The 14,617-nt window shown below is 39.1% G+C and carries 15 protein-coding genes; 5 read left to right on the top strand and 10 right to left on the bottom strand.

Going from position 1 to position 14,617, the window contains the following annotated elements:
- Positions 1 to 40: 40 nt before the first annotated feature.
- From AB7942_RS03640 to AB7942_RS03605, 8 genes are all read right to left on the bottom strand, one after another.
- Positions 41 to 772: an exonuclease domain-containing protein gene (locus tag AB7942_RS03640; RefSeq protein WP_369445828.1), complete on the bottom strand. Its 732-nt coding sequence runs from the start codon at positions 770 to 772 to the stop codon at positions 41 to 43.
- A 1-nt stretch (position 773) separates the two neighbouring features.
- On the bottom strand, positions 774 to 1,730 hold the full coding sequence (locus tag AB7942_RS03635; RefSeq protein ID WP_369445827.1) for a DUF294 nucleotidyltransferase-like domain-containing protein: 957 nt from the start codon (positions 1,728 to 1,730) through the stop codon (positions 774 to 776).
- A 76-nt stretch (positions 1,731 to 1,806) separates the two neighbouring features.
- Positions 1,807 to 3,066 (bottom strand): ammonium transporter, encoded by a 1,260-nt coding sequence (locus AB7942_RS03630; RefSeq protein WP_369445826.1) that lies wholly within the window; start codon positions 3,064 to 3,066, stop codon positions 1,807 to 1,809.
- A 214-nt stretch (positions 3,067 to 3,280) separates the two neighbouring features.
- The gene (locus AB7942_RS03625; RefSeq protein WP_098930184.1) at positions 3,281 to 3,607 is read right to left on the bottom strand and encodes a MerR family transcriptional regulator; all 327 of its coding nucleotides are present in this window, start codon (positions 3,605 to 3,607) and stop codon (positions 3,281 to 3,283) included.
- A gap of 145 nt (positions 3,608 to 3,752) precedes the next feature.
- Positions 3,753 to 3,905 (bottom strand): Fur-regulated basic protein FbpA, encoded by a 153-nt coding sequence (locus AB7942_RS03620; RefSeq protein WP_369446129.1) that lies wholly within the window; start codon positions 3,903 to 3,905, stop codon positions 3,753 to 3,755.
- Between the two features lie 37 nt (positions 3,906 to 3,942).
- On the bottom strand, positions 3,943 to 4,080 hold the full coding sequence (locus tag AB7942_RS03615) for a hypothetical protein (RefSeq protein WP_179195724.1): 138 nt from the start codon (positions 4,078 to 4,080) through the stop codon (positions 3,943 to 3,945).
- Positions 4,081 to 4,265: 185 nt separating this feature from the next.
- Positions 4,266 to 4,649 carry a hypothetical protein gene (locus AB7942_RS03610; protein ID WP_369445825.1) on the bottom strand — a complete coding sequence of 128 codons (384 nt, stop codon included), beginning with the start codon at positions 4,647 to 4,649 and terminating at the stop codon, positions 4,266 to 4,268.
- Positions 4,650 to 4,804: 155 nt separating this feature from the next.
- Positions 4,805 to 5,797: an NADPH:quinone oxidoreductase family protein gene (locus AB7942_RS03605; protein WP_369445824.1), complete on the bottom strand. Its 993-nt coding sequence runs from the start codon at positions 5,795 to 5,797 to the stop codon at positions 4,805 to 4,807.
- Between the two features lie 299 nt (positions 5,798 to 6,096).
- Here AB7942_RS03605 and AB7942_RS03600 point away from each other — a divergent pair, with 299 nt between their 5' ends.
- The 3 genes from AB7942_RS03600 (at position 6,097) to AB7942_RS03590 (ending at position 8,394) form a co-directional block, all read left to right on the top strand.
- Positions 6,097 to 6,918, top strand: a complete 822-nt coding sequence (locus AB7942_RS03600; RefSeq protein ID WP_369445823.1) for a basic amino acid ABC transporter substrate-binding protein — start codon at positions 6,097 to 6,099, stop codon at positions 6,916 to 6,918.
- Between the two features lie 100 nt (positions 6,919 to 7,018).
- Positions 7,019 to 7,675 (top strand): amino acid ABC transporter permease, encoded by a 657-nt coding sequence (locus AB7942_RS03595; RefSeq protein ID WP_369445822.1) that lies wholly within the window; start codon positions 7,019 to 7,021, stop codon positions 7,673 to 7,675.
- A complete protein-coding gene (locus tag AB7942_RS03590) occupies positions 7,672 to 8,394 on the top strand; it encodes an amino acid ABC transporter ATP-binding protein (protein WP_369445821.1) in 723 nt (240 codons plus the stop codon). Before AB7942_RS03595 ends, AB7942_RS03590 begins: the two co-directional genes overlap by 4 nt.
- A gap of 223 nt (positions 8,395 to 8,617) precedes the next feature.
- Here AB7942_RS03590 and AB7942_RS03585 read toward each other — a convergent pair whose 3' ends face one another.
- Both AB7942_RS03585 and AB7942_RS03580 read right to left on the bottom strand, forming a co-directional pair.
- Positions 8,618 to 8,884 (bottom strand): zinc ribbon domain-containing protein, encoded by a 267-nt coding sequence (locus AB7942_RS03585; protein ID WP_369445820.1) that lies wholly within the window; start codon positions 8,882 to 8,884, stop codon positions 8,618 to 8,620.
- Between the two features lie 17 nt (positions 8,885 to 8,901).
- Positions 8,902 to 9,408 (bottom strand): hypothetical protein, encoded by a 507-nt coding sequence (locus tag AB7942_RS03580; protein WP_369445819.1) that lies wholly within the window; start codon positions 9,406 to 9,408, stop codon positions 8,902 to 8,904.
- A gap of 337 nt (positions 9,409 to 9,745) precedes the next feature.
- Between AB7942_RS03580 and AB7942_RS03575 the strand changes: the two genes are divergently transcribed.
- Together AB7942_RS03575 and AB7942_RS03570 are read left to right on the top strand one after the other, a co-directional pair.
- Positions 9,746 to 11,425 (top strand): acyl-CoA dehydrogenase family protein, encoded by a 1,680-nt coding sequence (locus AB7942_RS03575; RefSeq protein WP_369445818.1) that lies wholly within the window; start codon positions 9,746 to 9,748, stop codon positions 11,423 to 11,425.
- A 360-nt stretch (positions 11,426 to 11,785) separates the two neighbouring features.
- Positions 11,786 to 14,539 (top strand): dynamin family protein, encoded by a 2,754-nt coding sequence (locus AB7942_RS03570; RefSeq protein ID WP_369445817.1) that lies wholly within the window; start codon positions 11,786 to 11,788, stop codon positions 14,537 to 14,539.
- The last annotated feature ends 78 nt before the right edge of the window (positions 14,540 to 14,617 follow it).

Here is a 14,617-nt window from a genome sequence, read left to right as displayed (position 1 = left end):
CTAGACAAAAAAACACTAGTTTAAAATAGTGTTCATATGCTCAAAGCTTTGCAAGATGTTCATATACTTCTCGTAAATTACTATATCCGTTTTTTTGAGCTATTTTTAAATAGCTGGACCAAATTTGCGCTGTCATGATTGCATCGCCAAGTGCATGGTGGCGATCTTTTATAACAATCCCACATTTATGGCATACTTCTTCTAGTGGTAATGATTTCATAGATGAATCTGATAGTCGAATTAAGAAGGAGGTATCGATGATTCGATGTTCAAATCGAGTCTTTAACAGATCCCATGTCATTTTTTGCATAAAGGACTTTTCATGTTTAGAGTGATGTGCGACAAGGATATGACTTTGTGTATACTTGAAAAATTGAACTAAGACATCCCTGGCATCTGGTGCATCCCGCAATTGATCTTCATGAATATTTGTTAAAGTTGAAATTTCTGCGGAAAGAGGAAGGTCTGATTTTACAAGTGAATAAAAAGTATGATTATCCTCGATATGCGGACCGATCATTTTTACTGCTCCGATCGAGAGGACACGATCTCCCTTTTCTGGATAAAAACCAGTGGTCTCCAAATCAAAGACAACGACTTCTAATTCGTTAAGCGGGGTATCTAGGTTGTTTTTTACTTTCATTTCTTTCTGGAGCTGCCGGATGAACGAGAGCTGTTGAGGATTACTTTGTCCCTGAATCCCAGCATAAATATTAGAACTAAGCTTGCCGGATATTAGCCTAAAGTATTGTGCTAAATCATTCATTCTCATGTTACCCCTCCTTTTCTATTAATTTTCTTACAGTTTGATGAAGAGTTACCCCATTTTTAATGATGTCTTTCATTTCATTCTTTTGCTCTTTTGTTAGGTTGTCGACTGGTAAATAGTGACCAGAATCATAGTCTGTGTGACTGGCAAAAAGAAGACGATAGTTTAACAGTTTTAAAAACATATTTGTATATAAATCCTTGTCATGTATCTGAAGTTTGTCTAGCCTTAATAGGGTAGACGTCTCTTGTAGATTTTCTTTAACTGCCAATAGACGAGCTGCATTCACATATGGAAAGAGGGCAGTCTCCTTTATATTTAGAGATCCAGTATGTACCCCATGGGTCTCCACTAAAAGCTGACCTAATACACCAATGCCCTTTTTGAAATGTAGTGTATTGTTTGACATTCTTGACAGAAGATGTTCCGTTTGAACGGTTTGATAAACAAAGGTTTTTAGTTGTTCCAAGAGTTGATGCTTTCCATAAAAAGAACGTCCATCAATAAAAATGAGTAGATACCGTAACGATTCCCAAGATGCCTCTAGGGCCCAGTTCTTTATTTGTTTCTCCCATTCGGAATGGGACTTACACCAAAACGGATTGCCTGACATGACACCGCCATCGCAATAAGGATAGCCTACTTGATAAAGACCTTTTGAAATTTCCTTTCCTAATGACAAAAAATAAGCTTTTGCTTCTGTAGTTGGATCGAGATAAACAATGCCATGGTCCTGGTCACTCCATACAGATTGTTCGAAACGTCCAGCACTCCCCATCACAAAGAAAGAAAAGGGAGACGGCGGTGGGCCATATCGAGCAAGAACTTCTTTCAGTGAGATCTCCAATACTTGTTTAAACATGTTGTCATGAAGTTCGTTTAATTTAAAGTGATCCTGAGCAACGGGCTTCATGTGAAATCTTCTATATTCTGCAATGGCTGAGTAGGTATTATCATTCATGTTTATCACCTCCACTTAAAAAATCTAGAAAGTGTGCAAGCCCTAAATAGGAGTTGCACACTTAATGTATAAAAATTTAAAGAGCCTTGTTTTGTTCCTCTTTAAACAATTCGGGATATCCATAGCTTCCGTGCTCGCTCATATCTAAGCCCATAATCTCTTCTTCCTCAGTGACACGCAAGCCATTCATTGCTTTTTTAATAATGGCGAGCAAGATAAAGGATGCGACCAAGGCGAAGGCACCAGAGGCGATAACGCCTAATGCTTGAACCCCGAGCTGATGGAAGCCGCCGCCATAAAATAATCCAGGTTTTCCGACAGTGGCTAATTCTTTTGTTGCAAAGAAACCAGTCGATAACGTTCCCCAGACACCAGCAGTACCATGTACAGATAGTGCTGCGATTGGATCATCAATTCCTTTTTTCTCAAAGAAGCGAATACTATAAAATACAAGAATACCAGAGATAAAACCAATCAGGACAGCGGCCCAAGTATCAACAAATGCACAAGAAGCAGTAATCGCTACGAGGCCTGCTAATGCACCATTTAACATCATTGGAACATCTGCCTTACCCAATACGATCCAGGAGATAATCATTGCGGCAACAGTACCAGCAGCAGCACCAAGGTTTGTGTTTAATGCGACGAAGCCAAAGAAACCTTTGTCCACGGAAAGAGTACTGCCTGCGTTAAAACCGAACCATCCAACCCATAAGAGTAAAACACTTAGTGCTGTAAATACTTGGTTATGACCAGCTAGATTATTGGCGGAACCATCTTTATTAAATTTTCCGATACGTGGTTTTAATAGAATTGTAGCTGCCAGTGCAGCCATAGCACCAGTTAAGTGAACAACGGTGGAACCGGCGAAGTCTTGTTGACCAATCTCTGCTAACCAGCCGCCGCCCCATATCCAGTGAGCAATTGGTGGATAAACAATAACAGAAAATAATACTGCGAATACGAGATAGACGCCTAATTTTGCTCGTTCAGCAAACCCGCCAAATGCAATCGTTAAGGAAATACCTGCAAATGCTAATTGGAATAAAAAGAAAACAGAACCAGAAAGTGATAAACTATCGATATCATAGCCTGAATATAAGAAGTCAGAAAGGCCTATAAGTGCATTTCCTTTTCCGAAAATTAATCCAAATCCAACTGCCCAAAATACAATCGAGCTAATACTAAATGTGAGAATGGTTTTACCAGCAATATGTCCAGCATTTTTCATTCGGGTGGAACCTGTTTCTAACAGGATGAACCCTCCGATCATTAAAATGACAAGTATCGCTCCTAGCATTACCCAAAGACTGTTCATTAAGAATAAAGTATCCATTTATTCTCCCCCTTTTAAATGATGTTAATTTTCTTAACATTCGGTATGTTAGTATTTTTACATGATTCCGAATTAGTTTCTATAAATTTGGAAGATAATCTAACATGGTTTTTAACAATGGGGAATAACTCCCGGTTGTTGGCAGAACGGAGGGAGAAAAGTGCGATAAAAAATCCCATTCTCTATAGAAGGAATGGGATTGAAGGTTAGCTCCTTACTTTTTCCGTATACCAAATTGGGCGTTTAATTGCCCTTGAATCATCTTTCTGCGTACATCTTCTTGGTTGTGTTTCTTTTGTTCACGAAGCATTTCTTTCCTAATATCATGTGTTTGAATTCCGTCTTCAATTTTATTGGCAATATCCATCAATAGTTCAACATCTGAAAATGAAAATTTGCGGCTTCCACCAGCAGACCTTTCAGGAAAAATAAGCTTTCGTTCTTCATAATACCGTATTTGTCGTTCGGAGAGACCGGTGAGGTCCCGAACAATCCCGATTGTAATCACTTTTTTATCTTTATATGATATGTCTTTTCCCATTTTTGCCTCTCACCACACCCTATTGTTTGCATAATTAATCAATTTGTTAATTTAATATTATAATATGTTAGATTTTCTTACATTGGACTGGGTATTCAAACCATTTTACTTGTTTTTCAGAAGAAATTTCTATGGAGTGCATTCGTCATGATTTTGTTGGGGGAAATATTTTTTTGTATAGGCTTTCCAGTTCATTGAAGGTAAGAGAGTAAAGCTCGTGGTCAGAAGAATTAGACATGCCTGAGTCTAACAACTTCTTAATATAAAACTGCCTAAGGCGTTCGAGTCCTTTACGCAAATGAGTGGCCAACTTTCATCACCCCTTCAAACTGAATTTAATAATTTTGTAGTCTTCTTAAAAGCTCATTTGCTTGAGATCCCATTGCTTTCATAAGTTCTTCATATAACTCATCTCTTAACTTATCTAATTGAAGGATTCTTTCAGCTAGCTTAATATCATTTCTTCGATACATTTCAAATCCTCCTTTCTTTCCTTGTTTATAATGAAAAGTTAACTGAATTTTCACTCCTTGTCAGTGGTTTTGTTAGATAAGCTGACAGGAATTTTAAATCTTCATCCAAGATTGGGTAAAAGAATCTGACTATGTATGCTTGGGGAATAAAAAGAACCGGGCATGCCCGGTCCTTAAAGTTTCTCTTAGTATTCACCATCAAATGGTGTGAATGGGAAATTAAATCTTCTTTCAACTGCACGGAGGCGTTGATTCACGCGCTGGAGTCTTCGGTCGAGTTGGGCCACTTGACGTTGTAGTTGATTGATCTCCCTTTCTTGACGTTCATTCGCTCTCTCCAGTTGATTCAGTCTGCGCTCAACCTGCTGTGGCTGCCTTGCTGGGTCATATTGTTCAGGTTGAAGATAGGGATTAAATGGTTCTTCCTGAACATAGGGATTCATTTGCTCTTGTAGATCATAGGAAATAAATTGTTCTGGTTGACCATAGTAATTCACTTGTTCTGGTTGTACATAGGCATTATAATCAACCGGCATTTGTGGCATTTGATAATAACCATACGGATTCATTGGGCATCTCTCCTTATGTGGTAAATACCCTATAGATTATGTGGGTGTATGGGAGCTGTAACGGCTAATGCCCATAGACATTCTCTGACTTTGTGGATATTTCAACCTATGAAACTAAAAATGAGATGACCAAAGTCATCTCAGGGGAAAAGAATTTACAGCTTTACAATTGTTCTTCCGCGTGCCTCACCTTTGAGGATCGAGGATAAATCATTTGGTAATTCTTCGAGTGATACTTCTTTATTCATCACGTTTAATAAATTATCTGGTTTAAAGTCAGTAGCCATTCGCTTCCACAAGGCGATTCTGGTTTCCATTGGACAATAAACTGAATCAATCCCAAGCAAATTGACTCCTCTTAGTATGAAAGGGAATACCGTAGTAGGTACATCGCCGCCGCCAGTAAGACCGCTGACTGCTACAGAACCGTTGTAAGTAATTTTACTAAGGATAGAGGCAAGCGTTTTGCCGCCGACAGGATCCACAGCGGCCGCCCAAAGTTGTTTATCTAACGCTCTGATTTTTTCGCCTGTTACGTCCTCACGCGAAAGAATCTCACTCGCTCCAATTTCAATGAGGAAGTCATGTTCTGATTGTTTACCTGTACTGGCAACGACATGATAGCCTCGTTTAGCAAGAATGGCTACAGCGATACTGCCAACCCCGCCTGTAGCACCTGTAACTAGGACACTTCCCTTTTCAGGTGTTAAGCCGTTTTCCTCTAAGCGTTGGACAGATAATGCGGCCGTGAACCCCGCCGTGCCATATACCATTGCTTCTTTTAAGGACAAGCCTTCGGGCAATGGTACAACCCATTCGGCAGGAATCTGAGCATATTCACTATAGCCGCCATAATGAGCGACTCCAATCTCATAACTAGTAGCAATCACTTCATCGCCTGCTTTAAAGCGTGAATCATTAGAACTGACCACCACACCAGCTAAGTCGATTCCTGGAATAAAAGGGTAGGATCTTACAATTTTCCCATCAGGGGTACTTGCCAATCCATCCTTGTAGTTCACACTTGAATAGCTGACCTTGATTAGGACGTCACCTGCTTGAAGGTCTTGAATGGTTACTTTTTTTACGTTTACAGTAAAGTCATTTTCCGTCTTGTCGACAACTAATGCCTTAAATAGTTCGTTCATTTTTTAACCCCCTATGCATCTTAATTAGTTAAATATAAATAAACATTCCCAACTAATCAATGACAGGAAGGTGACAGGAAATCTCATAAGTAAAAACAGAATGTTAAAGAGTAGTGCAGAGGAAGGTTATAAGTCATTATTCTACGATGCTACACACTTCAGGTTATTATAGTATTAATATAGTAAAATATTAAAAATATTGAATATAAAGTCAAAACAGGTTATAATCATGTATATTCAAAATATTATCAATTCTCATAATAATTACTTTTATAAAAAAACATTGGAGGTCTGAACAAATGAAAAAATTTAAACTATTTTCAACTGTATTAATGGTAGCACTACTCTTAGTTCTTTCAGCTTGTGGAACGAGTAAGAGTACAAGCACAACAACTGGGGGAGACGGGGAAAAGAAGACATTGCGTGTGGTAACAGATGCCGCCTATGCACCTTTTGAATACCAGGATAAAGGGGAAGTCGTCGGTTTTGATATCGATTTTATCAATGCAGTAGCAAAAGAAGCTGGTTATAAAATTAAGGTGGAGCATGTTGGCTGGGATCCGATTTTCGTTGAATTAGATAAGAAAATCGCTGACATTGGACTTTCTGCCATCACCATCAACGATGAAAGAAAACAAACCTATGATTTTTCAGTACCTTACTTTTTATCAACCAATAAAATCTTAGTTCCAAAAGATAGTGATATTAAGAGTGCAGCAGATTTAAAGAATAATAAAACGGTAGCTGTTCAAAATGCAACAACTGGACAAGAAGCAGTTGAAGGTCTTTTGGGCAAAAATAGCGATAAAATCAAAAAGTTTGAAAATAATAACCTAGCAATCTTAGAACTAAAAAGCGGCGGAGCAGATGCTGTAGTTGCTGATAACACAGTTATCGAGCAATATGCAAAAAACAACCCGAAAGATAATTTTGTTGTCATTGAAGATTCAGCTGCTTTTGCTAAGGAATTTTACGGACTAATGTTTCCAAAGGGAAGCAAGATTAAAGCAGACTTTGATAAAGCTTTAAAAGCGGTTATTGATAACGGAACGTATGCAGATGTATACAAGAAGTGGTTTAAAGTAGAACCAGATACCCAGATCTTAAAGGATCAGCAGTAATATTGCTTATTAAATTGCGTAACTCTTAACTTAGCAGTTACGCAATTTTTGCTAGTTAGATTCGATAATTAGCTTGTTGTTTAATAGGGGGATTTAAAATATGGATTTTCGTTGGGATATTTTAGTTGAATATGCTCCTTTTTTTCTTAAAGGGACATTACTAACCATTGGGCTTTCAATCGCAAGTATTTTGATTGGTACCATTCTTGGCTTATTCATCGGATTAGGGAAAATAATGAAAAATAAGCTCCTCGCCTGGCCTTTTACCATTTACATTACCTTCTTTCGAGGTACACCATTACTCGTTCAAATATTATTAATCCATTTTGCCGTCGTACCTCTTTTTCTTGGAAAAACAAGTCCTATTTTAGCTGCAATTCTTACTCTATCATTAAACGCTGCGGCATATATCGCTGAAATCTTCCGCGCGGGTATTCAATCAATTGATCGGGGGCAGATGGAGGCAGCTCGTTCACTAGGGATGAATCATGTACAGGCTATGCAGGAAATCATCCTTCCGCAAGCCTTTAAACGAATGATTCCACCGCTTGGAAATGAATTTATCGTCTTAATAAAAGAGTCATCGCTTGCGGCTTTAATTGCAGCCCCTGAGCTTATGTATTGGGGACGAGCCATGCAAGGACAATATTTCCGAGTCTGGGAACCGTATCTTGCGGCCGCAGTTATTTATCTTGTGTTAACACTTTCCCTAAGCTTTCTGTTAAATCTTCTTGAAAGGAGGTTGGCAACCGAATGATTCAGGTGAAGAATTTAAAAAAATTCTTTGGCAAAAACGAAGTCCTCAAGGACATCAATGTTACAGTCAAGAATCAAGAAGTAGTCGTTGTAATTGGACCTTCGGGTTCCGGAAAATCAACATTTCTTCGCTGCATAAATATGCTAGAAACGATTACCGGTGGTCATGTCTTAATTGAAGGAATCGATTTGACGGACAAAAAAACAGATATCAATAAAGTACGTACAGAAGTGGGAATGGTTTTTCAGCAATTCAATCTTTTTCCGCATAAAAAAGTGATTGAAAATATAATGCTTGCACCAATGAAAGTAAGAAATATTCCAAAGGAAAAAGCGAGAGCTAAGGGTTTGGAACTTTTACGGAAAGTTGGATTAGAGGATAAGGCAGATGCCTATCCCGATTCTTTATCAGGCGGGCAAAAGCAGCGGGTTGCGATTGCAAGGGCGCTAGCAATGGAGCCGAAAATCATGCTTTTTGATGAGCCAACGTCTGCACTCGACCCTGAAATGGTTGGCGAGGTACTTGAGGTTATGAAGGACCTAGCTAAAGAAGGAATGACGATGGTGGTTGTGACACATGAAATGGGCTTTGCTAAAGAAGTGGGCGATCGGGTTATATTTATGGATGGTGGATTGATTGTCGAAGAAAATGTTCCGAACGAATTATTTGATCATCCGAAGGAAGAACGGACAAAGGCGTTTTTAAGTAAGGTTTTATAATAGAAAAGGAGGCTGCTGCCTCCTTTTTCTATGTCAAAGGAAGTAATACATTTGAACTTTGATAACTGTCTGGTTCCAAAAGAGTAAGCTTGCGTAAGCAATTCTGCGCACCAAAGAAAAGGTTTAACTTTTCTTTGGTGGGTCCAGAGAGCCCGTCGGGGTTAAAAAATGTAGAGCACGGTCACTGTGAAGACTCCAAAGAGCCTGGCTTTTTCCTATTTTTTTATTTACCCGAGTTCCATCTTTCCAATTTAGTAATATTTCTTGTAAACATCCCCGCAATAAACCTCGGCATCCCAAATTCAACAATCTTTTCTTTTACTCTTTCTTTCATTTCGTCAACTGTAATATGAGGTAAAGTGAATTCTCCGTTCATATAGCAGTGGCTGCAGTACTTGGTGCTTTTCGTTCCGTCCTTTTCTGTCCCGCCCCCAAGCTCATCTTTTGCTAACGGCATTCCACAGCTTTGACAGTTTTTATAGGTGGTCATTTCTATTACTCCATTCTTTATTCAAAGTCAAAAACATCAACAATCCGGTCTGCTTTTAGCCGGTTTTGACACAGTTTAAATAATTGTCCCAAAAATACTTCAACCTCAAGTAATGTAGAAGGCAGTTTGATTTGAACGGTTGTTGAACCAAACATTTGTTTAAAATAGGCTTTTCTTTGGTCATTTTTTCCATCCCGTTTAAAAGGTTTGTATCCCCAAACAATATGAGGGACCCCATCAATTTCTTGGATTTGTCGTATCTCTGCGCAAGTTGTGGACCGATCATGTGCATAAATGACTAAATAATAGTTGTCATTACGATGCCAATCAATGAATAAAAAGTAATAGCCCGTATCGCTATCTGGCCTGGTTACCTCATATGCTGCTAACGTTGGTTTCCCATTTGTCCATTGATGAAATTTTTGGAGGCTGCCACCCGTTATTTCAAGTTTTTTAATCTCATAGATCGATGAATTAGAGGATTCGATACAGGTAGCTAAAAATATGGCTTGTTCCTTTTCCAACTTAGATTTCCCCTTTATGTATTTGAACCAAGATCAGAAAGTATAAGTATTTGAACTTAGATAACTGTCTAGCGCAAGCGGCTAGTGTACTTCGCCCTTTTCCCTACGATAAGTCAAGCACGAATGCGCTAGCGCTCTCTGAGTTTCCTTTATCTCAGTCAAAGGGCTCCAGTCCATACGCCGCTAAACGGGCGCTTCCGCTTTTCTTACAATTATACTTTGAAAGTGGATTAAAAGGAAAGAATGTCCAAAATTAACCTAAATTTATTTTTAACAGGATAGGAAAGTGATATACTTAATATATTGATTATTCTGAAAAAAGAGGAGGTTTTCCAATTTGAATTTTTACAAAGATGATTTGCAGTTTCAATCCTTGCTTAAAGAGTTACTCGATCAACCCTTTTTTGAATATGCAGACAAGGAGCTAACTGTCTTTGGGGAGAAATGTGCATCTGATATCGATGATCGGGCAAGGTTTACGGACCGGGAAGGACAGCCGCGCTTAAACAAATATGATGCCTATGGTGAAGATATTTCTGAAGTATGGGTGAACGCAGGCTACAGAAGAACCGTTGAAGAAACTTACAATACCGGAATAGTTGGTTATGTTCATAAAGAAATTCCAGCGCTCGGGGAAAAAGGAAATTACATTTATTCTTATGCACAAGGGTATTTGCTCTCGCAAACAGAGCCTGGATTTTACTGTCCAGTCACATTGTCGATGGCTACAGCTTATTTACTAAACCAATATGCTTCTAAAGAAATGAAGGAGCGATTTTTGCCGCATGTCCTCTCAACAGGTGAAGTTCCACACTATGAGGGTGCGACATTTTTAACAGAGCGTCAAGGAGGCTCCGATGTCGGTGCGAATGAGACGAAGGCTGTTGAAGAAGGGGATCATTTCAAACTCTATGGAGAAAAGTACTTTGCCTCCAATGCCGGTATGTGCGGGGTCGCTATGGTTTTAGCGCGGAAAGAAGGTGCACCATCAGGAACGAAGGGACTGACTCTATTTGCAGTGCCATGGCGAAACCAGGACGAAACATTTAATGGTATTCGTATTCGCCGTTTAAAAGATAAACTCGGTGTCAGGGCAGTCCCTTCTGCTGAGGTGGAATTTGATGGCGCAGATGCATTTGTTGTGGGCGATCCAGCGAAAGGTTTTTACTATATGATGGAAGCTCTAAATCTATCAAGAGTCTGCAATGCCGTTGCCTCATTAGGAATTATGAGAAGAGCCTATCATGAAGCAAAGGAATATGCTTTAAAAAGGGATGCGTTCGGAAGTAAGCTCGCAAACTATCCCATGGTCAAGGACACGCTGACACGGCTTGCGGTTAAGCTGGAAATTGAAACCCGCACCGTTTTTACTTATATTCCTTTATTTGAGCGGGTCATGAATAATCAAGCAAGTCAAAAGGAGGCCATTCTCAATCGTCTCTACATCGCCCTCTTGAAAAAAGAAACGGCAGAACAAGCGATTCATTATGCACATGAAGCGATAGAAATGCACGGTGGAAATGGTTATATCGAAGACTTCGTCACCCCTAGACTGTTACGGGATGCCCAGGTACTGACTGTTTGGGAAGGAACGGCCAATATTCTCGGATTAGAGGTTCTGCGTTTAATCGAGAAATATAAGGCAGAAGAGCTGTTTTTAGAAGAGATGAGTCAACGCTTACGGGGAGTTGCCCATTTGCCATCCGAATGGACTTATTTGGTTGAAAATAAATTAATTCAATTGCAGAACCTATCGAAATCATTACGTACGGCATCTGCAGACCATAAAACCTTTCACTCGAAAAAGGCGGCTGAACTTATGGTAAAAATTTTTGAGAGTATTGTCGCGCTTGAACAGGCAGCAAGCGGTGACCGCCGTGCCATCATGGTAATGGAGGTATTTTTAGAGGAAACATGGAAGTCTTCTTACTTGTTCAATGAAGAAATGAGGACAGTCGAATACTTTTCGGAAATTGTTTTGAATTCGAAGAGTGAAAAACCTTTATCAGTCAGATAAGTGAACTCTATGAAGCTTGCCATTTCATGGTGGGCTTATTTTTATAGTTTGATTTGATCAATATATATCCATTAATATCCAGCAAATGTCGTGAGTTTCGTAAAACATGTAATAAGAGTCTGAAAATATGAAGTAAGTTTCGTAAAATATGTAATAAGTACTGTAAAATATGTAGTAAGTGTCATTAATTATGTTCCTTTGTCTCCAAAATGAAATACAAATGACATCCTTTTAAAAAATTGCTCTGGTAGAATCGTATAATTAGGACTTATAATCAGAAAATCCGTCGAATAGTATATAGAATAATTAGGCCTCTTTTCCATATGAATGACAGAGAGTGGTGTAATTGGAGGGAAAGATATGACATTAGAGACGCAATTAAAACAGAAAACGTATTATGAAATGTTCATTAATGAACATGAAAATATTCATCCGATCCAGGTGCTTGGTGAACTGTTTCAGGAGGAAGCGCTAAAGGACCTGCCTGATTTATCATCTATTCGCTTTGCACAGGGGGAAGTGTACTTCCATCATAAAGATTATGAGGCTGCCATTTTTAAATGGGAGAATATTATCAATGAACTTGAACCCTGGGCAAAGAAAAATACTGCGGATGCATATTATGAGTTAGGTTTATTATCGACTGCTGAAGACCTTTATTGTGCAATTCAAACCAATAATCTCACCCTAAATACGGAAGTGGCCTTACAGTTATTTTCGTTGTATATAGAGCGAGGAAAGCTCGACTTGGCCTTGTCGGTGATTAAAAAAACAATTGCTGCAAACCCGGATTATCCAAACGTAACGGAAATCGCCCGTTCTTTTTTTGAAGAGCAGCAGGATTGGAATCATGCGATTGAACTAGCAGTAAACGAGGCAAAACGGACGGAATCATTAGACTGGTACGATATGATCATTACCTATGTGGAAAATGGTGTGGCTAGAAGTCATGCGCCGAGTTATTTTTCACAAGCTTTACTTGAAGTGTTTAGCCTGAATAAACAAAAATTCGAGAAGCTTATTTCCGCTCTTTGGAACAGCTATAAGAATGTGGAATCGTATTTTACTTGGATCAGAGAAATGAACCATTTGTTATTAAACCTTGATATCAGTCGGGATAAAAACTTATCTGTACTTTCAAGCCTCCATAAGGAAGCGTTTTTCAACTTAATTGATGGAAGGTATTTCATTAAAAGTCTGCAGGATTTTATTCCAGACTTACTGACAAATTGGTTACGACTTGCCGATCGTAAAGATACCGTGCTTGCAGCAGCTGCCGTGCTCTCATGGAATGAGCTTTTTCCAGCAAGCATAAGTATGTCTATCGTTAGTGAGGCTGAAAAACTGATCAGCATTACGGAAACTGATATGGACGAATTAGAGGAGTGCCTGACACTATTTGATGCTATTACGAATTGGGCACAATCAAATGAGATGGGCGAGAATAATCGAGTAAAATGGATTGTCGAGCAATTAGTCGATTTTGACTCACAGCATCTTCTAATTACCGGGTTGAGCGGAAGTGGTAAATCAACCTTTGTTAATTTGGTTCTAGGAGAAGATTTACAGGACAGCCCAACCTCTTCGGTGGTCATGTTTAAGGATTCCAAGGAAGAAGAAATCATAGAAATTACTGATCGAGAGATGACTCGTTTATCTGGTTTTTCTGATTTTCAAGAACGAATGGACCGACGCCGTAATGCGTTAGAATCTATGATTGAATTTAGGCGTCCGAACGCCTTTTTACAGGAAAATAAGGTCGCTTTAATTGATACCCCTGGCCTAAAAGGAAACTATAATGATTCCTATGAAGTATTGAAGAATCTGCAATTAGCAGATACCGTCCTCTTTGTGCTCGATGCAAATGCACCGTTTACGGATAAAGAAAGAGCAGTGCTTGCAAAGATTCAAGAGTTAGCTCCTGATATTCCAGTTCATTTTCTATTGAGTAAGACCGATACGCTTGTAAATGAGCAGGAAGCGATAAGAGTTTTCGATGAAACTAGGGCGAGGATTCAATCCTATTTACCGGATGCTTTCGTGTTTGCTTTTTCATCGCAATATGAAAGCAGTCAGCAGCTTAAGGACTTAAAAGAGTTTATCCAATCCATTAAAAACATGAGAAACATTGAAGATAAGCGGTTGGCAAAGCTGTTGTTCTATATTCGGACCACGATTGCCAGCCTTATGCAAAAACGGATCGATGTTGAAAATCAATTAGTAGAATCCGTACGTTGGAATGAAGAAATGCTGCAGAAGTTAACTGGGGCCGTAAATCAACTGAAGGATACGGAGACTCAAAAAACAAAAGCAGTGGTGCAGTCCTACCGTGCCATCAAAGATTCTATTGAAAAGGATATATCAGAGTCTGTTCCAAAGATGCTTCAAGAGTGTTCCTCTTTCATTAAAGAAGACAGTAATTTTAGCAAGATTCACTTAGAACTTAATGATGAGATGAACAAGAGACTGGAAGAGTACCTAGATCAGACGGTCATGCCAAAATATTACCGCTTGCTCCAGGAATGGATCGAGGGAAGCAAAGAGGAGTTCGTGCAAGGTCAGGAATTCTTGAATGAAATAGGTGAAGGCTTTAATCACATGTATGGGGAAGAACGCCTCAGCCTTGATTGCGATTTTAAAGTGCTCGATGATTGGCACCGTGATACTGATCGGATGACAAGTCGCTTTCAGCTGGAAACTGTCAATATTCTGCTGCGCAGAACCCCGTCTCAATTTTTATTAAAAAGCGCTGGTAAGCTGTTTGGTGCCATGACACAAAATAAAGCACTGCTTTTTAACAAATACAAATCATTTGTAGAAAATGAGGAGTATATCGAAGCGATTTCTGCCGTCAAGCAACAGTTTTTTCAGCAATTTGAGCTGTTTGAAAAATCACTGGAGCGAGATGTTACCCTATTTTTCAAGAGTCCATTGAATCTGTTAAATCGTTCAGTGGAGGAAGCAAGATTAGGAATTCAGTCAAACCAAGAAATGCTTACGAATATGAATACCAATCCAGAAATGTTCCGCGATCCGTTAACATTGTTTGAAGTTAGATTGCGTCAGTTTGAGTGGATGACGGTGGCAGGAAAAGGTATGCAAACCGTCTATTAATATTTGAAAAAGGAAGGTGTCCGAGGCATCTTCCTTTTTTATGAATTTGCGTTGCCCAAATGTCAAAAAAATGGTAGC

This window comes from Neobacillus sp. BF23-41 (assembly GCF_041106275.1).
Note: the sequence above shows the minus strand (reverse complement) of the source record. Positions and strands in the feature narration are given on the sequence as shown.